This is a genomic window from Arthrobacter sp. CAU 1506, assembly GCF_005047635.1.
In the GTDB taxonomy this organism is placed as follows: Bacteria; Actinomycetota; Actinomycetes; order Actinomycetales; family Micrococcaceae; genus Crystallibacter.
Genome location: NZ_SUKC01000017.1, coordinates 74,328 through 94,980, shown reverse-complemented (window position 1 = coordinate 94,980; position 20,653 = coordinate 74,328). Strand labels below are relative to the sequence as shown.

The 20,653-nt window shown below is 65.4% G+C and carries 22 protein-coding genes and 1 riboswitch; of the genes, 7 read left to right on the top strand and 15 right to left on the bottom strand.

Annotated features, from left to right (window positions below):
- Positions 1–124: 124 nt before the first annotated feature.
- From E4J89_RS16725 to E4J89_RS16710, 4 genes are all read right to left on the bottom strand, one after another.
- A complete protein-coding gene (locus E4J89_RS16725; RefSeq protein WP_205754519.1) occupies positions 125–736 on the bottom strand; it encodes a MarR family transcriptional regulator in 612 nt (203 codons plus the stop codon).
- A 357-nt stretch (positions 737–1,093) separates the two neighbouring features.
- Entirely contained in the window at positions 1,094–2,029 is a 936-nt protein-coding gene (locus E4J89_RS16720) for an HNH endonuclease (RefSeq protein ID WP_240691947.1), read from the bottom strand.
- 188 nt (positions 2,030–2,217) lie between these two features.
- Positions 2,218–3,195 (bottom strand): NAD(P)-dependent alcohol dehydrogenase, encoded by a 978-nt coding sequence (locus tag E4J89_RS16715; RefSeq protein ID WP_136787350.1) that lies wholly within the window; start codon positions 3,193–3,195, stop codon positions 2,218–2,220.
- The gene (locus E4J89_RS16710) at positions 3,192–3,920 is read right to left on the bottom strand and encodes a DUF2306 domain-containing protein (protein ID WP_136787349.1); all 729 of its coding nucleotides are present in this window, start codon (positions 3,918–3,920) and stop codon (positions 3,192–3,194) included. Before E4J89_RS16710 ends, E4J89_RS16715 begins: the two co-directional genes overlap by 4 nt.
- A gap of 111 nt (positions 3,921–4,031) precedes the next feature.
- Between E4J89_RS16710 and E4J89_RS16705 the strand changes: the two genes are divergently transcribed.
- Entirely contained in the window at positions 4,032–4,724 is a 693-nt protein-coding gene (locus E4J89_RS16705) for a TetR/AcrR family transcriptional regulator (protein ID WP_136787348.1), read from the top strand.
- Positions 4,725–4,741: 17 nt separating this feature from the next.
- Here the strand turns inward: E4J89_RS16705 and E4J89_RS16700 are convergent, their stop codons facing one another.
- Positions 4,742–5,362, bottom strand: coding sequence for a phosphoribosylanthranilate isomerase (locus E4J89_RS16700; RefSeq protein WP_136787347.1), 621 nt, complete (start codon positions 5,360–5,362; stop codon positions 4,742–4,744).
- Positions 5,362–5,934, bottom strand: coding sequence for an XRE family transcriptional regulator (locus E4J89_RS16695; protein ID WP_136787346.1), 573 nt, complete (start codon positions 5,932–5,934; stop codon positions 5,362–5,364). The genes E4J89_RS16700 and E4J89_RS16695 overlap by 1 nt, the downstream gene beginning before the upstream one ends.
- A 74-nt stretch (positions 5,935–6,008) precedes the next feature.
- Here E4J89_RS16695 and E4J89_RS16690 point away from each other — a divergent pair, with 74 nt between their 5' ends.
- The 3 genes from E4J89_RS16690 (at position 6,009) to E4J89_RS16680 (ending at position 9,255) form a co-directional block, all read left to right on the top strand.
- On the top strand, positions 6,009–7,070 hold the full coding sequence (locus E4J89_RS16690; RefSeq protein WP_136787345.1) for an NAD(P)/FAD-dependent oxidoreductase: 1,062 nt from the start codon (positions 6,009–6,011) through the stop codon (positions 7,068–7,070).
- The gene (locus E4J89_RS16685) at positions 7,067–7,717 is read left to right on the top strand and encodes a class I SAM-dependent methyltransferase (RefSeq protein WP_136787344.1); all 651 of its coding nucleotides are present in this window, start codon (positions 7,067–7,069) and stop codon (positions 7,715–7,717) included. The genes E4J89_RS16690 and E4J89_RS16685 overlap by 4 nt, the downstream gene beginning before the upstream one ends.
- 137 nt (positions 7,718–7,854) lie before the next feature.
- Positions 7,855–9,255 (top strand): FAD-dependent oxidoreductase, encoded by a 1,401-nt coding sequence (locus E4J89_RS16680; RefSeq protein ID WP_136787343.1) that lies wholly within the window; start codon positions 7,855–7,857, stop codon positions 9,253–9,255.
- Between the two features lie 72 nt (positions 9,256–9,327).
- Here the strand turns inward: E4J89_RS16680 and E4J89_RS16675 are convergent, their stop codons facing one another.
- Entirely contained in the window at positions 9,328–9,645 is a 318-nt protein-coding gene (locus tag E4J89_RS16675; protein ID WP_136787342.1) for a hypothetical protein, read from the bottom strand.
- Between the two features lie 191 nt (positions 9,646–9,836).
- Positions 9,837–10,583 (bottom strand): GAF and ANTAR domain-containing protein, encoded by a 747-nt coding sequence (locus E4J89_RS16670; protein ID WP_136787341.1) that lies wholly within the window; start codon positions 10,581–10,583, stop codon positions 9,837–9,839.
- Positions 10,584–10,761: 178 nt separating this feature from the next.
- Here E4J89_RS16670 and E4J89_RS16665 point away from each other — a divergent pair, with 178 nt between their 5' ends.
- From E4J89_RS16665 to E4J89_RS16655, 3 genes are all read left to right on the top strand, one after another.
- A complete protein-coding gene (locus tag E4J89_RS16665) occupies positions 10,762–11,682 on the top strand; it encodes a DMT family transporter (RefSeq protein WP_136787340.1) in 921 nt (306 codons plus the stop codon).
- A 147-nt stretch (positions 11,683–11,829) separates the two neighbouring features.
- Complete coding sequence (locus E4J89_RS16660; protein ID WP_136787358.1) at positions 11,830–13,182, top strand: protein kinase; 1,353 nt, start codon at positions 11,830–11,832, stop codon at positions 13,180–13,182.
- Positions 13,183–13,347: 165 nt separating this feature from the next.
- Positions 13,348–13,737 (top strand): VOC family protein, encoded by a 390-nt coding sequence (locus E4J89_RS16655; RefSeq protein WP_240691945.1) that lies wholly within the window; start codon positions 13,348–13,350, stop codon positions 13,735–13,737.
- A gap of 88 nt (positions 13,738–13,825) precedes the next feature.
- Positions 13,826–13,957, top strand: a riboswitch (SAM riboswitch).
- 464 nt (positions 13,958–14,421) lie between these two features.
- Here the strand turns inward: E4J89_RS16655 and E4J89_RS16650 are convergent.
- The 7 genes from E4J89_RS16650 to E4J89_RS16620 all read right to left on the bottom strand — a co-directional run bounded on the left by E4J89_RS16650 (position 14,422) and on the right by E4J89_RS16620 (position 20,595).
- Positions 14,422–15,216 carry a glycosyltransferase gene (locus E4J89_RS16650; RefSeq protein WP_169304038.1) on the bottom strand — a complete coding sequence of 265 codons (795 nt, stop codon included), beginning with the start codon at positions 15,214–15,216 and terminating at the stop codon, positions 14,422–14,424.
- A complete protein-coding gene (locus tag E4J89_RS16645; protein ID WP_136787337.1) occupies positions 15,213–16,688 on the bottom strand; it encodes a bifunctional PIG-L family deacetylase/class I SAM-dependent methyltransferase in 1,476 nt (491 codons plus the stop codon). Before E4J89_RS16645 ends, E4J89_RS16650 begins: the two co-directional genes overlap by 4 nt.
- Positions 16,682–17,710, bottom strand: a complete 1,029-nt coding sequence (locus E4J89_RS16640) for an acyl-CoA dehydrogenase (RefSeq protein ID WP_136787336.1) — start codon at positions 17,708–17,710, stop codon at positions 16,682–16,684. Before E4J89_RS16640 ends, E4J89_RS16645 begins: the two co-directional genes overlap by 7 nt.
- 14 nt (positions 17,711–17,724) lie before the next feature.
- A complete protein-coding gene (locus E4J89_RS16635) occupies positions 17,725–18,285 on the bottom strand; it encodes a DNA starvation/stationary phase protection protein (protein ID WP_136787335.1) in 561 nt (186 codons plus the stop codon).
- 149 nt (positions 18,286–18,434) lie between these two features.
- The gene (locus E4J89_RS16630; RefSeq protein WP_136787334.1) at positions 18,435–19,238 is read right to left on the bottom strand and encodes a TspO/MBR family protein; all 804 of its coding nucleotides are present in this window, start codon (positions 19,236–19,238) and stop codon (positions 18,435–18,437) included.
- A 57-nt stretch (positions 19,239–19,295) separates the two neighbouring features.
- Complete coding sequence (locus tag E4J89_RS16625) at positions 19,296–20,036, bottom strand: anti-sigma factor (protein ID WP_136787333.1); 741 nt, start codon at positions 20,034–20,036, stop codon at positions 19,296–19,298.
- A complete protein-coding gene (locus E4J89_RS16620) occupies positions 20,023–20,595 on the bottom strand; it encodes an RNA polymerase sigma factor (protein WP_240691944.1) in 573 nt (190 codons plus the stop codon). Before E4J89_RS16620 ends, E4J89_RS16625 begins: the two co-directional genes overlap by 14 nt.
- Between the last annotated feature and the right edge of the window lie 58 nt (positions 20,596–20,653).

The following is a 20,653-nucleotide window of genomic DNA, read 5'->3' as shown; positions in this document are numbered from 1 at the left end:
GCTCGGTCAAGGCTCGTAGTTCCTGTCATTGATGAATGCGTCAAGAACATCCATCACAACAGGGCTACGGGCCCCTTCTGTCTAAAGACACGACCCGTCATTCACCACGAACCTTGGAGAGCCGTCATAACGGGCCCTTCCCGGTCAGTTGGGGGACAACGGGTTGTTCCCCCGCCAGCTCTACAATGTGCTGCTCCATCGCCTGGATAACCCCACCCAAATAGGCGACCACCGCCTCCTGCTGGTCCGGTTGCATGTCCCGGACCAGTTGGTCCGTCTGCTGGATCATCGGCATCAGCTTGGCCATCGCGAAGTCGGCCGCATGGGTTGTCGGCTCCACCATCGTGCTTCGCCGATCCAAAGGATTCGGCACTCGGCGTGCGTGGTCGGCCCGCACCAAACGGTCCACCACCGTGGTGGCCGCGGCAGTGGTGATGTGCAGGGCATCCGCCAATTGGGACGGCGTCATCGGCCCCTTCGCCATCAGATGTTGCATCGCTTGAAAGTCCGTCTCGTTCGTCCCCATGACGCGACGCATCTGGTACTCCACCATGTCGTTGAGCACCAGCACCCTACGCATCAACACTGACGCGGCATGCATCTCCGGACTTCCAGGCCCTTCACCCTCGCGCAAATCCCAACCCAACTGATCATCAGAAAGTTTAGCTACATGATGGTCTAAATAAGTGGGTTTGTCGAGGAGCCAAATGAGAGCAGGTTGTTGTAGCAGTTCCATCTGCTGGTCCGCCACCGCACGCCAGGGTCAGCGGGCTAGCTCTTCTAGCGCTGTCTGTCGGTGGCCAGCGCCTTGCCCGACCCAACTCGCATAATGCCGTCTACGAATTCTGTACTAGAACTCAAACTCATGTCGTGGTCGTACCATCCGTTGTACTCGCCATCTATTTGATTGCGACCCATCGTCTTTGTCTCTTCAGGTTGCTGCGGTGAAGTAAACGACCGCAGCCATCACTCACTTTAACTGGCATCGCACATGCTAAGGGCAGGCATAGGGTGGGCCTAGGTATGCCGGGAGAATTACTTCACTCCTTCGTGACTGAGACAGTCGAACCCTGTGCCGGGGACACACTTGAACTTAAGCTGCCAAAAATTTTTGAAAGGATATGTCCAGTAAGTCACGTCGAGGACGTTCCGACAGACGATCTGGCACTTTCATGAGCTTTTGCCCATGACGTTCCTTCAGCCCGTGTTGAAGCATTGGCCCGTCAATTTCCGCCAATAGCTCAGGACGAATATGAACTGTCAGATCTGGACTAATTCCCAGAATATGAGCATCGAAAGCGGCATGGTGAATCTTACAAAGAGCAAGACCGTTGACCACCGAGGCGACTCCGCGTTCGTCGGAGTCGGGCACAATATGTGCTGCATCCAGCAGAACACCGTGCCCTAGATTACACACGGCACAACGAGTTTCATAAGCATGCAAGACGGTTGATCGGAACACTGGTTGGTGCAAGCGCCGCTTCGTCTCCACCCGAACATATCGCCGGATGGCCTCCTCCATAACGTTTGCCTGATTTACAACCGCCTTGTCGACGTTGGGAGCAATGGCGAACTGATGCAACTCCGGTTCTTCCCACAGCACGTAGATGGGATAGACGACTTGGAAAACAGCCGGACCTAAACCGACCCCGACGAACCATAGGAGTGGCAATTTGTTCTCCATAGCCACACGAAGCGACTTGTTATCCCAAGAGTCGTAATCCGTACCCTGCCACTTATACCTCAGGACGCCATCAACCCCCATGGCGTCTTCGTAAGGCCGCTTCTGGCCAGGACGACGATAGACCGTCTGAATCGAAAGAGCAGCCTGAAAGGCCCTAGGTTTGTGGATTCCGTTTTGCGTCGGTTGGAGCCGGAACCTTTCCCCGTCGAGCCTGAAATCCAATATTTCTTCGCGAGTTAGCCATTCTGAGCCGTCATTGGTTCTCGCGGCTAGCCACTCCATCGCCTCGAAGCGCACGCGTCGCTCGATGTCCTGTGCGTCTGCATGCGCAACTTCATCACGCATGGCTGCTCTAGATTCCCGCCCATGCCGAAGTAGCTACAACACCAAAGCTCATGCGACTCCCTATTCGTCAACCGCCCTATGCGGCCAGGATTTCACAGGTTGAATGTAAAACCAGGGATTTACGCGTAGCAAATAGTCGGCCGCCGGGCAACGGTCACACATTGCCGGTACTTACGTTGGTGGATTCTCTATTGCATCCGGGGATTTCGCAGGACTACGTTGCCGGTCTTGCGGCCGGCATCGGCGAAGCGGTGGGCTTCGACGATGTCATCGAGGTTGTAGGTTCTGTCGATGACGGCTCGAAAGTGGGCGGTTTCTGCGAGGTAGACGAGGTGTTTGAGGTCGTCGGCGGAGTACTTGCTGGTGACGACGACTTGCTTGCCGGTTCTCCGGGTGCGACCCGGCGCCCTCAGTATCGCTTTGAGATCGGCGATGACCAGCAGCAGTGAGCCGCCGGGATTGAGCGAAGCCTCGACTCGCTCGAAGGGTGCGTTGCCGACACAGTCCATGATCACGTCGTAGGTCTTGCCTTCAGCGGCGAAGTCGGTCTGGGCGTGGTCAATGGTCCGGTCGGCGCCGAGCGAGGCGACGAGATCGGCGTTGGCCGCGCTGCTGACGCCGGTGACGTGGGCACCGAGTTGTTTGGCGAGCTGTACCGCAGCCGTTCCTACAGCGCCGGATGCACCGTTGATGAGCACGGTGTCCCCGGGTTTGACGTCGGCGCGGTTCAGGAAGCTGCGTGCGGTGAGTCCGCCGAAGACGAGCGTCACGGCTTCTTGGAATCCCAAGTTGCGGGGCTTTGCGGTGATGACACCGTCCTCGGGTATGCACACGTACTCTGCGTGGCCGCCAAACTTCGCGCCGAGCATTCCGACGACGTTGTCGCCGGGGTGGAATTTGGTGACGTCGGTGCCTACGGCTGCCACAACCCCGGCGAAGTCCATGCCAAGGATCTGGTTGCGTGGCCGGAAGAGACCGAGGCCTTTCGCGGCCAACAATCCGAGGCCTTTGGGGACCCGGCGACTCCTGGAACGGTAGTCAGCCGCGCTCACCGTGCTCGCGTGGACTTTGACCAGCACATCGCGTGTACCGGGCGAGGGCTGCGGCACCTCTTCCACGCTGACGACCTCCGGAGCACCGAACTTCCGGTACACCGCGGCCCTCATCGGGAAGCTCCAGCCGGGAGGGCAGCGGACCTACCGAACAGCCGCCGCGAGGACGCGGACCGGTGGGCGCGCCGGCGGATGAAGTATTCGGCGACCGCAAGGTTGAGCACCCACGCCGCCCCCAAAAGGACCGCCCGGCTTAATTCATTGGTCGGGCCGACCAACACGAACCAGGGGATGCTCACCAAGGCTTGGGTTCCGGCCGCGATGCCGATGGCGTAGCCGCGGGCCATCCAGGCGCCGTGGGCAACGAAGTTCCGGCGCCGGATCGCGACGATGCCCAGGACAATGCTCGCGACCATTGCCGTGCCGAAGACCAGCCGAAGGATCAGCAGGATGACGCCGTCATCCTTCGGCAGATCGTAAAAGACCGCCATCCAGAGTCCGGACAGGGCCGAGAGCAGCCCCGCGGGAATCAGAATCGCCCCGGCGATGCGGTGCCAGTTGCGCCGGCCGCGCTTACCCCGCCGCAGCGAGGGAACAAACTGGAAGGCCCCGACCAAGCTGTACACGATGGCGGCGGGGATGTGGATCAGCACCGGGACGGGCGAGTCGAAGAATCGCTGGTTCGCCGGAGTCACCGCAGCGCCGCCGGTCAGTTCCGCCATCCGCAGCGACCCGAAGATCACCGGGATGATGCTGATTAATATCAAGCCGGCGGGCACCAGCCAGCCGGCTCGGGAGCGCTTGGCCGCCGGAGCGGCGCCAGTGGTTTCTGTAACCATCATCTGAGCCTCGGGTTGTTGGTGTACGGCGTACACCTCGATGCCTCTAAAACTAGGTGTACGGCGTACACTTGTCAAGAGAAAGTTTCCAGCTCGCCAAAGGTGGTTCAGATGGCACAGCAGTCGGAGGCGGTGCACCGCGCACCGCTGAACAGAGAGCGGGTGCTGAGCGCCGCCGTCGTCCTTGCGGACGAAGCCGGCGTCGATTCGCTCAGCATGCGGAAGCTGGCCCAGGAACTGGGCGTGGTGCCGATGGCGCTGTACAAGCACGTGGCCAACAAGGAAGAACTGCTCGACGGGATGGTGGACGTCATCGTCGGCGAGATCGATACGCGGCCCGCCGGGTCGGGCTGGCGGAGCGAGGTCCGGCAGCGGGTGCTCTCGGCCCGGGCAGTACTGCTGCGCCACCCATGGGCCCACCGGGTGCTGGAGTCGCGGACCAACAAGACGCCGGTGGTCCTGGACTACATGGACTCGGTGATCGGCATGTTCCGGGCCGGCGGGTTCTCGGTGGACCTGACGCACCACGTGATGCACGCGCTGGGGAGCCGGATGTGGGGCTTCACCCAGGAACTGTTCGACGATTCGCAAAGCGCGCCGGCGGATGTGCCGCCGGAGATGCTGCAGATGATGGCCGCGCGGTACCCGCATATTGCCGAGATGGCCATGGCCGGCGCGCACGACGACGGGTCCGTGGTGGGCCTGGGCTGCGACGACCAGTTCGAGTTCGAGTTTGCGCTGGACCTGCTGCTGGACGGGTTCGAACGGCTGCACCAGCAGGGCTGGACCTCGGCCCGGCGCTGACGCGGCAGGCCGCGGGCTCAGCGCATTTTGGCGGCGTGGACGAAGTCGCGGATGAGGCCGATGTCCTTGACGCCGCGGCTGGATTCGACGCCGCTGGAGACGTCCACGCCCTGCGGCCGGAGCGCGGCAACCAGCATGCCGACGTTGGCCGGGGTCAGCCCTCCGGCCAGCAGCCAGTAACCGCGCGGCGGCTGCGCCTGGATGGCCGTCGGATCGAAGGTGACGCCGGCACCGGGTTCAACGGCGTCGAGCAGGATCCGGCCGGTTTCCCAGTCGGCTTTTTCGTCGTCCGGGAGTGCGCTGTAGTCCTCCGCGGAGAAGGCACGGAGCGTGCGGAACCCGGCGTCCTCCAGCAGGCGGAGGTCGCTGAGCGGTTCGTCACCGTGCAACTGGACGGTACTCACCGCGGCGGCGCGGGCGGTCTCGATCACCTCGCCGATGGGCTGGTTGCGGAACACGCCGACGGTTTCGACTTCCGCCGGCACGGCTTCGCCGAGCGCACGGGCTGCTGCGGCAGTGACGGTGCGCGGGCCGCCCGGCGCGAAGACGAATCCGATGGCGTCTGCGCCGGCGTCGACGGCGGCCGTGACTGCTTCGGGGGTCCGCAGTCCGCAGATCTTGACGTAGGTTTCAGCCATTATTCCTGCCCCTCTGTGCCGTGTGTGTAGGTATGCATCTGCTCGCCGTCGGGACCGAAGATGCTGAGGATCTCGACGCGTTTGCCGTCTGCGGAGCCCATGCTGTGCGGCACGCGGGTATCGAACTCCGCGGCCTCGCCCGGTTCCAGCACCAGGTCCTTCTCCCCCAGCTTCAGCCGCAGCCGGCCGGAGAGCACGTAGAGCCAGTCGTAGCCGTCATGCGTTCGCTGCGGTGGCATGGTCTTGCGCGCCGGGTAGGTCATCTTGAAAGTGCGGGTCGGCGAGCCGGGCGGGGACAGCCGGACAATCTGCACGCCGTTGCGCATGGACTGCGTGGGCTTGATCCGCGGATCCGGCACCTCGGCCGGAATCAGGTCATCAATGGTGATCCGCAGCTCGCGGGTGAGCGGCAGCAGGATTTCGAGGCTGGCCTGCCGCTTGCCACTTTCCAGCCGCGAGAGCGTGGACACGGACATCCCGGTGCGGGTTGCCAAGTCCTCTAGCGTGCGGTCCTGCTTGATCCGGGCGGCTCGCAGCCGCGGACCGATCTGTTCTAGCACCGAATCCTTCATGCCCCTCCTCCCTCAGTTTGCTGTTTCCGCAAAGATACTTGCAATCCTATCATCGGCTCCCACACCCTTGACCCATGGAAAACAACGAATGGGATGTCATCATCATCGGCGGCGGCGCTGCCGGGCTGAGCGCGGCCCTCATGCTGGGCCGGGCGCTGCGAAAGGTCCTGGTGCTCGACGGCGGCAGTCCGCGCAACCGCTTCGCCAGCCACATGCATGGGGTGCTGGGGAACGAGGGCGCCGACCCGCTGGAATTCCTCAGCCGGGCCCGCGCCGAAGTGGCGGGCTACGGTGTGGAGGTGCGCTCCGCCGTCGTCAATCAGGTGAGCGAGACCGCCGCGGGCATCGCGGTGGAGACGGACGACGGCGGCCGGCTCACCGCGCGCCGTTTGATCGCCTCCTCCGGCGTGCGCGACGACCTGCCGGAGATCCCGGGGATGGCGCAGCGCTGGGGCCGGGACGTTCTGCACTGCCCGTATTGCCACGGCTGGGAGGTCCGTGGGAAGCGACTGGCCGTGCTGGCCACCTCCCCGATGGGCATCCACCAGGCCCAGCTGATCCCGCAGTGGAGCCCGGACGTGGTCTTCTTCACGGCCCTGGCCGGACCGGTGGATGGCGACATCGCCGCCCAGCTCGCGGCGCGGAACGTCAGCAGAGACCCGCGGCCGGTGACCGAGCTGGTGGTCAGCGACGACGCGCTGACCGGCATCCGCGTTGAGGGCGGCGAGGTGGTGGACGTCGACGCGGTCTTCACTGCCGCCACGCTGATCCCGCAGGACGGCTACCTCGCCGGATTCGAGCTGGAGCGCGAGGACTCGGCGTTCGGCAGCTTCCTCAAGGTCGATCCGACCGGCCGCACCAGCCATCCCCGGATCTGGGCCGCAGGCAACATCACATCGCCGGGCGCTAATGTGCCGATCAGCATCGCCGCCGGCGCCATGGCCGGCGGAATGATCAACGCGGATCTGGTGACCGAGGACTTCGCACTGGCCGCGGCGTCCGCTGAAAGCCTTCCCGGGGCCTCTGATGAAAGCTCCCCCGCGGACTCCGCCTTAGCTTCTGCCGTTTCCGCCGAAACTTCCACCGCAGCCGGCGCAACGACTTCTGCTGCCGCGGGCGAAGAGAGGGCATCATGAGCGGCCACTTCTCCCCCGAGCAAGCGACAGACCCCCGCACCTTCTGGGATGCCCGCTACGGCGAGCGCCCCAAAATCTGGAGCGGAGCGGTCAACCGGGTCCTGGCAGATACGGCTCCCGGACTCACACCGGGGCGCGCTCTGGACTTGGGCTGCGGAGAGGGCGGCGATTCGGTGTGGCTGGCCGAACACGGCTGGCAGGTCACCGGAGTAGACATCTCAGCCACAGCACTGGAACGCGCCCGGGAGGTCTCCGAGTCCCGCGGACTGGAAAAGGAACAGATCAGCTGGCAGCAGATGGATCTGGCGGAGGACTTCCCCGCCGGCGAATTCGATCTGGTCTCCGCCTGTTTCCTGGCCTCCCCCATCCACCTTCCCCGCGCGGCCATCCTGCAGCGGGCGGCCAAGGCCGTTGCCCCGGGCGGAACCTTGCTGGTGGTGTCCCACGCCGGCGCTCCGCCCTGGGCCGGGAACGCGGCCGGCCACCGGCACTTCTTCCCCACCCCGGACGAGGAGCTCGCCACCCTGGACCTGCAGGACGATGCGTGGGACGTCCGCTGCGCCGAAGTCAGGAGCCGCGAGGCGACGGGACCTGACGGTGAACCGGGCTTGCTGAAGGACACCGTGGTGATTGCCCGGCGCCGCTGAGTTGCGGTGGGGCCGGTTCGGGTCCGCGCGGGCTGGGACGGCCCCGGAGCACGGTCAGCGGCCTCGTCGGGTCTGTGCCCAGGCGTAGGGTGGCGATAAGGCGGCTGGATCTGCCGCAACCCGAGGGAAGGACGGTCATGGAACCCGAGGAATTCGATCTGTTGGTGGTCGGCGGCGGCAAAGCCGGCAAGTCTCTGGCGATGGACCTGGCGAAGTCGGGACAGACGGTGGCGATGGTCGAGCGGGCGATGATCGGCGGAACGTGCATCAACGTGGCGTGCATCCCGACCAAGACCATCATCCATTCCGGCCGGGTGCTGGAAACGGTGCGCCGGGCGGCAGAGTTCGGCGTAGCCGGGGCGGAGAACCCGCGGATGGACATCAACCTGCTGCGCCACCACAAGGAAGACGTAGTGGACACCATGGTGGCCGGACAGGAAAAGCTGTTCACCCGCTCCGGCATGGACTTCATCCTGGGCGAGGCAAAGTTCGTGGCGCCCAAGACCGTCGAGGTCTCGCTGAATGACGGCGGCGCCCGCGTGCTGCGGGGCACCGACGTCGTGATTAATCTGGGCACCGAGCCGGCCCTGCCGAACATCGACGGGCTGGCCGAATCCAATGTCCAGACCAGCAACACGCTGCTGCACCTGGATGAGCTGCCTGCCAGCCTGGTGATTCTGGGCGGCGGCTACATTGGCTGTGAATTCGCGGATCTGCTGAACACCCTGGGCGTGCAGGTCACCGTGGTGCAGCGCGCCGGCCAACTGCTGCCGCGAGAGGATGCGGACGTGGCCGAGGCAGTGGCGCAGGACTTTACCGACGCCGGCATCACTTTGAAGCTCGAGGCGTCCGCGGAGAAAATTGAACGCGCCGACGACGGGACCGTTACGGTGAGCCTGTCCACCGGGGAGTCGGTCAGTGCCGAGGATGTGCTGGTGGCGCTCGGGCGCCGACCGGTGACCGACGGCATCGGGTTGGAGGACGTGGGCGTACAGCTTTCGGACCAGGGCATCATCCAAGTGGACGACCGGCTGCACACGTCGGCCGACGGTGTCTGGGCCGCAGGCGATGCGGCAGGCTCCCCGCAGTTCACACACGCGTCCTATGACGACTACCGCATCCTCAAGGCGAACTTGGCCGCTGCCCACGGCGAGGGACAGCCGCGGTCCACGGTAGGTCGGCTCATCCCCTACACCGTCTTCACCACGCCGGAGCTTGGCCGGGTGGGCCTGACCGAACGTCAGGCACGCGATGCCGGTCATGATGTGCGGATTGCACGGATGCCGGTGAGCGCGATCCCGCGAGCCCGGACGGTCGGACAGCTGGACGGCGCATGGAAGGCAGTGCTGGACCGGAAGACCGGCAAGATCTTGGGAGCAGCACTGCGAGGGGTAAACGCCAGCGAGGCGATCGCCGTCCTGCAGATGGCGATGATCGGTGGACTCGACTACACCGCAGTACGCGACGCCGTCATCACCCATCCGACCATCGCCGAGGGGCTGAACCTGCTGTTCACGCCGGCATGGCTGGAGGACTAAGCAGAACAGGGATGGAGGACTAGGCGTAGGGGGGATCGCCTAGTCCTCCGGATCTATGAGCGCTAGGCTCCGTTAGCCTGATGTTTCGCGGGCTTCGAGCTCGCGCGCGATGGCGTAATACTGGACCAGCGCATCGCGAACGGGATGCTTGCGGTCCAACTGTCGGAAGGACCGGCTGCTGAGCTCCAGGAGTTCCTCGACCGTCAATTCAGACAAGTTCGCCGGAACAGTGGCTGGAACCGTTTCCTGGACGGCAATTTCCTGACCGGAAGGAGCCAGGCCGGAAGATTGGTCCAGGACGGCTGGCCCGGCTGCTTGGTCCGGAACAGCTGGCGCGGAAGCGGCAGGTTCACAAGCGTATTGGCCGGAGTCGGCGAATGCTGTGCTCATGTCGCCACCTCCGACGTGCGTTGACCGAGGAGCAACGCGAGGCAGCGGGAAGAATGTGGATTGCTTTTTAAGGGCAGCTGGAACTTCATGAACATTTCTTTCCAGACGAGTGTTCGATGGCCAACTGCTTAACCACGTTCCACGCTACAGCACCACACCCCTGTGTCAACGCGGCGTGTGTTCCACGCCCGTTATCGGTCGAAATGGACTCCCTCGGTGGACGGGTCGGCGGAGGTTACTAGATCTGCTGCCAGGTCCCGCAGCTTCATATTGCGGTTGCTGGAGGCGGACCTGAGCAGGTGGAATGCTTCGTCCTGGCTGCACCTGTTCTGGCCCATGATGATTCCGATAGCCAACGCAACAGTCGTCCTCGACTCCAGCGCCGCTTGCAGGTCGGCTTCTGCATCGCGCTGGCGGGCAAGGCGCACTGCCAACGTTAGGGCTCGGGACGCCTGACGCGCGTACTTCTGCGCAGCTTCGATGGACTCCTCGTCAAACCTGCCGGCTTCGCTCGAATAGAGATTTAGGCCGGCTGCGTCGCCGGAATCAACGGTAATTGGCACGCCTAGGATGGACCGGACGTCCTCCTCCATGACGCTAAGGCCATATTCGGGCCAACGATCGTCCTCCTTCACATCCGCGATGTGTACCAGCACCCCTTCCCGGGCCGCCTTGATGCACGGGCCGTCGGAGTAGTCGTGCTGGATCTCATCCAGCCTCTGTGCGCGCTCGCTACTGCTGCTGGCCACGGTGACAGCCTTCTTCCGCCGCAGCAGCGTGATGCCGCAGAGCAGTTCTTCGTTCGAATGCGAAAGATTATGTACCGCAAGGCGCGCCAGGGCATTGAGGAAAACCTCAATGTCCGTACTGCAGACTGCCGCGTCGTGGAGGAACTGCTCCACCGTCAATTCAGAAGCATCAAGATTTTCGCCCGGCATGACGCTGCCCTTTCTCCGTTCTTCCCGACGTTAATTTAGCCCAAGCCTGCCGGGCTGTGTGTGATTTTCCTGCCGTTGCTTGCATCACTCCGTCGGGCGCCTAGCCTCCCTGCTGCCTGCCGACGCCTTTGGCACTAGTGTTTGTCGGATACCCGCCATCGCAAGCAGGAGGAGAACCATGCGCGCCTATCTCCTGCTGATGCTGGTGGTGGTCTTCTATGCCGGCAACATCCTGACCGGCAAAGCGCTGAGCGAGCTGCCGCCGCTGACCATAGCGTTCGGTCGGATCGCCGTCGCCTTCCTGGTGCTTCTCCTCATCGGCTACCGCAGCGCGTGGCGTTCCCGGCACCGCTTTATCCGCCATTGGAAGCCGCTGCTGCTGATGACAGTCACCGGGGTGGCCGGATTCAACACCCTGATCTATTCGGCACTGCAGTTCACCTCCGCCACCAACGTTTCGGTCCTGGAGGCGTCCATCCCTGCCGTCACCGTGATGCTGGGTTTCTGGTTGCTGCGCGAGCGGTTGCGGCCGCTGCAGTGGGCCGGCGTCCTGCTCTCGCTCTGCGGGGCGCTGTGGGTGGTTACCAACGGCCAAGTGCTGCGGCTCACAGAGATGGCCTGGAACGCCGGCGACGGGATTATGGCCATTGGAGCGCTGTCCTGGGCCCTCTACTCCATCGCCGTCCGGCGGTACCTCCCGTTATTTCCGGCACACGGTGCCGTCCTGGTGATGACCGGTTTGTCCGTGCTGTTCATGCTGCCGCTGCTGCTGGCGGAGTGGGCGGTGGTGGGCATTCCCCCGATCAGTGGCGGGCAGTGGTCTGGCCTGCTGTATCTGGGGATTTTTCCTTCAGTGATTGCCCTGCTCCTCTACAACCGGGCGGTGGCCACGCTCGGCGCTTCCCAGGCATCTGTGTTCTTGAACTTCGTGCCGGTGTTAACCATGCTGGGTGCCTATGTCCTGTTGGGCGAGGCCATCAGCCTGATGCAGATCCTCGGCGCTGTGGCAGTGATCCTGGGCGTTTTCTTCACAACTCGAAGCCGCCGGGTGCTCGTCCGCAACGAAGAGTGCTCCTCTGTGACGGTGGAAGAGTCATAACGATTCAGCATTCCGACTCGTTATGGCCCGATCCTGGATCCGGCGCCCGTACGATTAGTAAGGATGCTGTCAAAGTGATGGCCGGTGTGCCGTCATGTAACGGCTAGAAAGCAGGAGACGTTGGCGCCTCATCTGGATCGATCCGGCATGCTGCTTAATGGGCGATACCGGCTAATAAACTTGGTCGGCACCGGAGCGAACGCCAAGGTGTACCGGGCCGAAGACCAAGTGCTGGGGCGCGAGGTAGCGGTCAAGGTCATTCAGCGCCCCTCGATGAATGAAGAAGAGTTCCACCACGACGACGCCGAGATCAAGCTCCTGGCCCGGCTGAACCACGGCAACCTGGTGACCCTGCTGGATGCGGGCATCGACCGGATCGAGGCCGGACATCCGCAGATTTACCTGGTCATGGAAATGATCGAAGGCGCAGACCTGAAGGCCCGCTTGAAGGTCGGATCCTTGCCGCCGCTACATGTGGCGCAGATCGGCCACGATCTGGCCGAGGGCCTAGCCTTCATCCACAACAACTCCGTGGTCCACCGGGACGTGAAGCCCGGCAACATCATGCTCTTCAATTACGACGACGACGGCGCCCGCCTGCGTGCCAAACTCACCGACTTCGGCATCGCCGTCGTGATCTCAGAAGATGCCCACGTATCCGGGATGTACGGGACCGCCGCCTACCTGAGCCCGGAGCAGGCCAAGGGCGAACCGGCCGGCCCCGCCAGCGACATCTACGCACTGGGCCTGGTGCTGTTGGAATGCCTGACCGGTGTGACAACTTTTCCCGGGCCGCCGCTGGAAGCAGCGGTCGCCCGGCTGCTGCGCGACCCGGAGGTCCCGTCCGAGCTGGGGCCGGACTGGGTGCCACTGCTGACCGCGATGACCGCACACGAGCCAGAGGCACGCCCCACCGGCCGTGACGTGGCGCTGGCGCTGTCCGATCTGGCCCTCTCGCTGCGCGGCCGGCACCGGGACGTGTCCGTCCTGCCGGTCGATGAGCCGCTGCGCATGGAAGCGGTCCATCGCTACAACATCCTGGACACCCCGCCGGACGGCACCTTGGACCGCATCACGGCAATGGCCGCGCGCCTGTTCGCGGCACCCATCGCCGCGATCAGCGTGGTGGACCACGACCGGATCTGGTTCAAATCGCACCACGGACTGGGCATCCAGCAGATCGACCGCGAGCCCGGGCTGTGCGGATCGACCATCCTGCAAAACGGACCGTGGATCATCAACAATGCCCCCACGGATCCGCGCGCGTCAGCGAATTCCTTGGTGGCCGGCGGCTTCGGCCTGAAGTTCTACGCCGGTGTGCCGCTGAAGACCCGGGATGGCTTCAGTCTGGGCACGTTATGTGTGATGGACTTCGAGCCTCGCGACTTCAGCGCCGAAGACACCCTCACGTTGGAGGACCTGGCGGCCGTGGTGATGAACAGCCTTGACCTGCAGTTGGACAGCGGCCGGCACCTTTCCGCCGAGCCGCTGGCCTCCTAGTGCTCTCCCGAGGCCGTCTGGCGTTGCCCGCCGCGTCGCAGCGGTCCATCGAGTCGCAGGGAAGGGCAGACAGCCAGAACGATCTGCGGTAGCGTCCCAGCATCACGCCTACCGTCGCCGGGGCGGTGCTGGCTAACGACCGGAAGGGCACCCATGCTGCGAGGAATGAGCACGGTCAGCTACTGGACCGCGGATCTGCCGGCAGCGGTGGAGTGGTATTCGGACTTCCTCGGCACCAAGCCGTACTTCGAGCGGCCCGGCTATGCCGAGTTCCGGATCGGCGACTATCAGCATGAGCTCGGCCTGATCGACACCCGGCATGCCCCGGCGGGCCACGCCATTGATCCGGGTGGCGCCATCCTCTACTGGCAGGTGGACGATGTAGAGGCCGTGCGCCGTCGACTGCTGGAGAAAGGCGCGACGGAACTGGAACCCGTCATCGACCGGGGGCACGGCTTCATCACTGCCTCGGTCGTCGATCCGTTCGGCAACGTACTGGGCATCATGCAGAACCCGCACTACCTGGAGATGCTGCGCTCCCGCACCGGCTCCTGAACGCCCCGGTTCCTCTGCCAGCGGTCGCGCTGGTCAGGCTAGCTGCGCCCCGCAATCTTGTCAGATGCGGCTACTAGGTTGAAAGCAGCTTCACGAGATGCGCGCCGCCCTCCGGCTAGGAGGGCATTTGCTCCGACATGGCCGCACACCAACCCCAACCTCATGGGTGGTTCGGATGACGAAGCGGCCCGTCTCCAACCGGAGCAGGCAAGAGCGCCCGCCTTGGCGGGCCTTTGAAAGGAACTGGCATGCCCAGCTACACAAACCGAGCCAACGATGAGCCTCACATCAGAACGGAACGGTGCTCGTGGTTTGGCCCGGGACACAACGTCCATTGGATCCAGGCTCGGAAAGCACTCCACGACGATGTTGGTATTCCGGTCACCCTTCATCTGGAGGCAGAAGGAAGAGTCCGCCTGGACGATGCAGGGCAGGAGCTGCGTTACTGGCACCATGACACGGAAGGCCTCGCCGACGCCTTGGCTCTCCCGTGCGGCGATATCACATGGTACGCGCGGTTTAGCGTGCTGATGATCGAGACGATCTTGGACCGACGCCTTTTCAACCTAGGACCGGTTGGCAAGGCAGTGGAGTGCCGGGCTTAGGCTCAGCGCGCCGGGACTGACGCGCCGGGACTAAGGTGTGGGCTGACGTGCTTCCGTGCCGGTTGGGCGCGGAAGCACGTCAGCTGCTAGCGGCTTCCAGGTTGGCCAGGTAGCCGGCGAAACCGCCCGGCGTCCGGCCCTTCAGCCGGCCTGAGGTGGTGACTTGCAGATGGGCTGCCGGCAGGACCACGCCGCCGAGGGAACGGATGGCTTCGACCAGTCGGACGTCCTCATGCTCCGCGAGCGCTGGGAAACCGCCGGCCGCCAGATACAGCGAGGCTCTGACGCCGAGGTTGGCGCCGTGCACCCTGGTGCTCGGTTCCTGGCCGGCGTAGTTGTGGCGCCAGGCCCGCAGGAGCCCGGGCGCCAGGCTGGCGGTGTCGGGTTCCACCGTTCCCGCCACCGCGTCGGCACCGGCATCGGCCAGCCGCACAAAGGAGGTCAGCCAGTTCTCCGGCACCAGGGTGTCCGCGTCCGTGCAGGCCAGCCAGGTCTTCTCGGCGGAGACGTGGTGGCTTTCGGCTTCCAGCGCGGCGCACACCCCGGCCGCCCGCGCGGCTCCGACGGAGCCGAAGTCGCCGGCCAGTACGGCGATCCGTTCATCCGAGCGGGCCGTGTGCTCGGCGATGGCGGCCGACTGGTCGGTGCACCGGTCCAGCACCACCACCAGCTCCACGCTGCAGTGCGGCTGCCCGGTAATGAGCGCGTCCATCGCCCGTTGCAGGCGCCGCAGGCATCTTCCCAGCAGCTGTTCCTCGTTGTGCACCGGGACAACGACGGCGATGTGCCGCAGCGCGGGTGCCTCGTCCAATCCTCCCGCGGCGGAGGCGGTGGGTATGCCCGAGGCGGGGCCGGCTACCGGGGCGGCGGTCACGGCGCACGCTCCGGTGCCTGCAGGACTTCCAGCAGGAAGTCCCGTTCGCGGTGGAGGGCGGCCACGTCCCAGCCGGTGGTTTCCTTCGCCATCGCATGGACCTGTTCGCCGTCCAGTTCCCACCCGTCGATCGGATGTAGCCAGTGGCACAACAGCAGGTGCCCTCCAGGGTTCACGGATTCCTGCACCTTGCGGAGCAGCTCCCGCAACTCCGGACCGGTGAGGAAGTAGCCGATTTCCGAGATGGCCACCAGATCCAGGCCGCTCTCCGCCGAGGATGGCCACCCGGCGGGCAGCTGCGCGTGCACCAACTCCACGTTGCCGACGTCCGCCAGCCGGCGGCGCGCTTGGTCCAGTGCAACACTGCTGGCGTCCACCGCCGTCAGCCGATTGCAGCGAAGGGCGAGTTCGGCGGTCAGCACACCGATGGAACAGCCGATCTCCAGGGCATTGCCGTACCGTTCGGCCGGGAGGGACGCCAGCGTGACCGCCCGCTTCCGGCGTTCGTACCAGCTGGACAAGTAGTTCCACGGGTCCGGATTGCTGCGGTACAGCCGGTCGAAGATGTGCTCTGCGTGCTCGGATCCGGCGGGACCGGCCGGGGTCCACGCGAAGATTTCGACGTTACGGTCGAAGTGTTCCTGGAACTTTTCGCTGAGCAGCACCTCGTCGCCGGCTGCTGCGGACAGCGGCTGCGTCTGCGAAACATGGGAGGCCAGGGCCAACTGCTTGGCGGCCGCATCCGGCGCCGAGAGCCCCAGCGACCGCCACTCCGTCCAGCGGCTGTCCGCGCCAGGGGCAGCCCAGTGCCAGTACCAGATGGGGAATTCCAGCAGGTCTGCACGGTGGGCGGTGGCTGCCCGGGCCGCCGCGTGGCCCACAGCTTCATGGTCCGGATGGCCGTCCTGGCGGTAAGGTGCGGCGACCACCGTCTGCGCGTGGCCGTCCAAGGCTGCGGCGAAGGCTGCATCAAGGACGTCAGCATGTTGGCTGACCTTCCCGTCCGGGATGCCCAGGAACCTCCATTCCAGCCGCCCGGAGCCCGTCCTGTCCTCCGGGATGACTTGGGCCTGATCATTGGCCTCAGCCTGGGCCCGCCCCTGTGCCTGTGCCTGTGCCTGTGCCTGTGCCTGTGCCTGTGCCTGTGCCGAGGATTCCAGCGCCTGCATCGCGGCGCGGAATTCCGCCAGCCGACGTCTGCGCAGGTCCGCGGCGGAGTACGTGGGCGAATCCGGGTGGGAGGCTTCGCCGGCGGTGCAGAGCAGCACGGTGACATCCGCGCCGCAGGCCAGCGCGGAGTGGATCAGCCCTGCCGCGCCGAGTGACTCGTCATCGGGATGTGCCGCGGCCACCACCAGCCGGCGGCCGCGGCCGGGTGCTACTCCCTCGGCCAGCGCCGGCAGTCGCTCGATGCCCGCCGCGCGCCACTCTGCTTCCGGGGTTCCGGCATCGACGTGGGAGAAGGTCACCATGCCGGCTCCGCCTGTTCCAAGACCAGGGCGCCGAGCGCCGCGTCGTCACGGGAGGAATGGTGCTGGCGAAGGTACACCGTCAGGTCGGCCACCCGCCGGGCGTGCGGCTCGTCCCACACCAGCGGCCCTGGTCCCAGCGCGTGGCCGCAGATCTCCAGCATCCGCGAACAGATTGCCGCGATCTGGGCGCGGACGCGGTGTGCCTGCACCGCTCCGGCCGCTCCGGCGTCCACCGCAGCGGCCGCGGCGACCAGCACATCCGCGCCGGTAGCCAGCAAGCGGTCCGCCTCGCCCAGCCACGCCAGGGCCAGCTGGTCCGGGGTGCGGGAGGTCGCGGCAGTACGGAGCGTGCGGAAGAGCCCCACGGCGCCGCCAAACCAGCACGCAGCCACGCCGATCCCACCCCAAGCGAAACCCGGGCGGTGCAGGTACCAGTCGGTTCCACCGACCGGCACGGCAACCGCTTGGTCGAAGGCCACCGGGCCGCTGGGCACGGCGGCGAGGCCGCGGCTGATCCAGTCGGCGGGCTCAACGCTGACCGCCGACTGTGTCAGATCCACCGCGAACGCCCGGCGACCGCCGTCGACGTGCGCGGTGACCACCGCGTAGTCCAGGTGCGCTGCCAAGGAGCACCACGGCTTGGTGCCGGACAAAAGCCAGGCACCGCCGTCGTTGTTCTTGGCATCCAAACGGGTGCCGGCGGATTCCGCCGCGAACACACCCCAGGTTGTTCCTGCCGGGTGCTCCATTTCGGCCTGCGCCAGAATGGCGGCCGCGTCCAGGTGCGGCTCCACCGCGCGGGCGGCGGTCAGGTCCTCGGCGGCCAGCGCCGCCAGGAACTCCCACAGGGCCAGGGTCTTGCCGGAGCCGGGCACGGGCGCAGGGGCCGGCGCGGCGCGGAGGATCGGGAGCAACGGCAGCGGATCACCCGCGCCCCGCGAAGCTTCTGCCAACAAGGGCCCGGCAGCGCCCCACTCGAGGCGGGGCTGCTGCCGGACCCTGAAGGCGCTGTTAGGTTCCACAGCGTGCGGCCGGGCTACTTGGTGTTCTTGGCCGCGCCCTTTTCCGTTTTCTCACCGCCGCTGGCGAGTTCGCCGGCGCTGTTCTCCAGGTGCGCCCGCATGAACCACTGGAAGAGTTCCAGTTCGGCCGTCTGGCCGATCAGCAGGTCCTCGGTGATCGGGTCGATTTCACCGATGGTTTCGATGGCCCCGCGGTGGTCGGCGACCACCCCGTTGTAGACCACGTCCAGCGCGGCGAGGTGCTCGGCGGTGCCGGCACGGTGAATGTCATAGTCGTCCCAGGTGCGTTCCTTGACCAGGGCGCCCGGCAGCCCGTTCGGGGAGACGCCCAGGGTGGCGATGCGCTCGGCGACGGCGTCGATCATGGCGCGGACCTTCTCGATCTGCGGATCGAGCATTTCGTGGACCCCGATGAAGTCGCGGCCCACCACGTTCCAGTGGGCGTGCTTCAGGGTCAATTGCAGGTCATTGAGCGCGTGGAGCCGCTGCTGCAGGATCTTTGCGACCTTTCGGCCGTCTTCCAGCTTGAGGCCGGGAACGGTGTAGCTTGCCTTGGATCGGGTTGTTTCCGCCATGAGAAAACCTCCTTGCTCGGCGATGCCGCCTGTCGGCATCCTGCTGTTTTCCAACCTAGCGGCGAACCCCTCGCTACGTCCCGCCGTACGCCGCTTCGTCAGCCAAGGGCGAAATTCAGCAAGCTTACTAATTGGGCTAATCGCGCGGGTTAATCGCGCGGGCTGCCGCCGGCGACCAGCCGGATGACCACCGCGGAAAGCAGCACCACCGCCGCGCAGATACCGGCGGCGATGGCGGTGCCCTGATCCACCAGTCCCCCGTCGAGGCGTCCGACGGCGATCCAGCCCAGGCCCCAGCTGGTGGCCAGCGCCGGGGCAAGCCGGCCGCGGCTGTACACCGCGGTGGCCACGCCGATGGCCGCGGCCAGTGCGAGGACGATTGATGAGAGCAAGGTGACGGAGAGCCCGGAGCCGTCCACACCGGACGCGGCGAGGACGGCGGCGAAGTTGGCCACCGTGGCCACGGTCACCCAGCCCAGATAGAGACCGAACGTGCCGTCGACGATGAGGATGTCGAGCCTGCCGCCTGGCAGGGTGTCGACCAGCAGCACCAGGATGCGCGCCAGTACGGCCAGCAGCACCACGATCACCGCGAGGCTGATGACCAGCAGTCCGGCCTGCACCACCCAGATCCATGCCGCGTTCAACAGCATGGATGCCACCGCCCAAGGACGCAGGGCAGCGTGCCGCTCGGATCGCCGCTGGGTTGGCAGCAATTGCCAGACCGCGTAGGCGAACAGGCCCAGGTAGATGACGGACCAGATCCGGAAAGCCGGCGAGGCCGGGGCCAGCGGTGTGGAGTCTGCGTTCAGCCAGCCGTCTGCCGCCTCCTGGATGGGGGTCCCGACCACAACCCCGCTGCCCATGAAGGCCGCAACGATCGCCACCAGCGAGCTGACGAGGACCACTATTGGCCAGCCAAGTCCTTGTTCGCTTTGTGTCTGCTGGTGCATGCTTCCTCCGGCTGTCGTCGGGATGTCCGCTGCTGGGGTCAGCAGTGGACGTGTCGGTCAGGTGCCGAGGCTGCCGCGGACGATGCTGACGGTGGAGTGTTCGGGGTTTCCGTCCAGCGGCTCGTCCGAGACATCCACGATGGGGAATTTCGACAGATCCAGTCCCTGCGGGATGGGGAACCGGCCGCTGTCCGAATCCATGACGCCGAGGCTGACGAGCCCGGAAAGGTCCGGCGCGATCAGCCACACCTCTTGATAGCCGCGGGCCTCGTTGGCGCTTAGCCGGATCTCGAGTTCCCTGATCCCGTTGTTCTCCACCACGCGCGCCGTCCCGGTGGCTGCGTACTGCTCCAAGGGCTTCAAATCCGCCTGTGCCAGGGTGGCAGTGTTCCGGTTAACGATCCATGACACCCCGATGGCGGCCAGGAGCACCACGGCTGCCGCCGCGGCGAGCCAAGCCGGGAAGTTCCGGAGCCGTGGTCGCGGGGCGGGCGCTGCCGATGCAGGCCGCTCGGCAGTGGCGTCGTGCAACGGAGCGGGGCCGGGCGCGGACCGCAGGGGATCTTCCGCGAGTTCCGGAGCGAGTCCCAATTCGCGGTGGATGGCCTGCCAGACCTGCGGGCCCGGAGACTCGAGTTCCGGATCGGGGTCGGCCTTGGCAGCGATCACTGCCCGGCGAAGGGCTCGGTACTCGTCGGCGCATTCGGGGCAGGTGCGGAGGTGTTCCCGGTCGGACCGGTCGCCGACGGTGTTGTCCAGGGCCAGCAAACTGATCAGTTCCGGATCAAGGTGCTGCATGGTCAACCTCCAATCGGCGCTTCAGGTGCTGCAGACTGCGATGGATATGGCTCTTGACGGTACCAAGCGGCAGGTCCAGCCGGCGTGAGATCTGTTCGTGGGTCAGGTCCTCGTAGAACGCCAAGCGCATGATCGAGCCTTTGGGTTCACCGAGCCGTTCCAGTTCGCCGTCCAGCAACAACCGGTCCGCGAGCGCTTCCGGCGACTGGCGACTGTCGGCGTATTCGGGGTCCGGCAGGACCGCCGACACGGCATGGAGTTTTCGATTCTCACGGGCAGAGGACGATTGCGCATCGGCGATGACGCGCCGGGTAATCCCTACGATCCACGCGGGAAGCCGGCCCAGCGAAGGGTCGAAGCCGTCCCGCAGCCGCCACGCCCGGATGAAGACCTCCTGGGTCACATCGTCCGCGGCCGCCAGATCCCGCAAAGCCCGGGAGGCCAGCGTCCGGACCAGCGGAGCCAAGTGTCGGTAGGCATCAGCGATGGCTGATTCGTCACCGGCCGCGAACGCTGTATCGATGCCGGTGTCCCATGCGTCGAAAGGAGGAGGTACCAAACCTGCGTCCTTCCGGTCGTCGGGAGGGGAAGCTACCCCGCGGCGTGGTGCTGAAGCG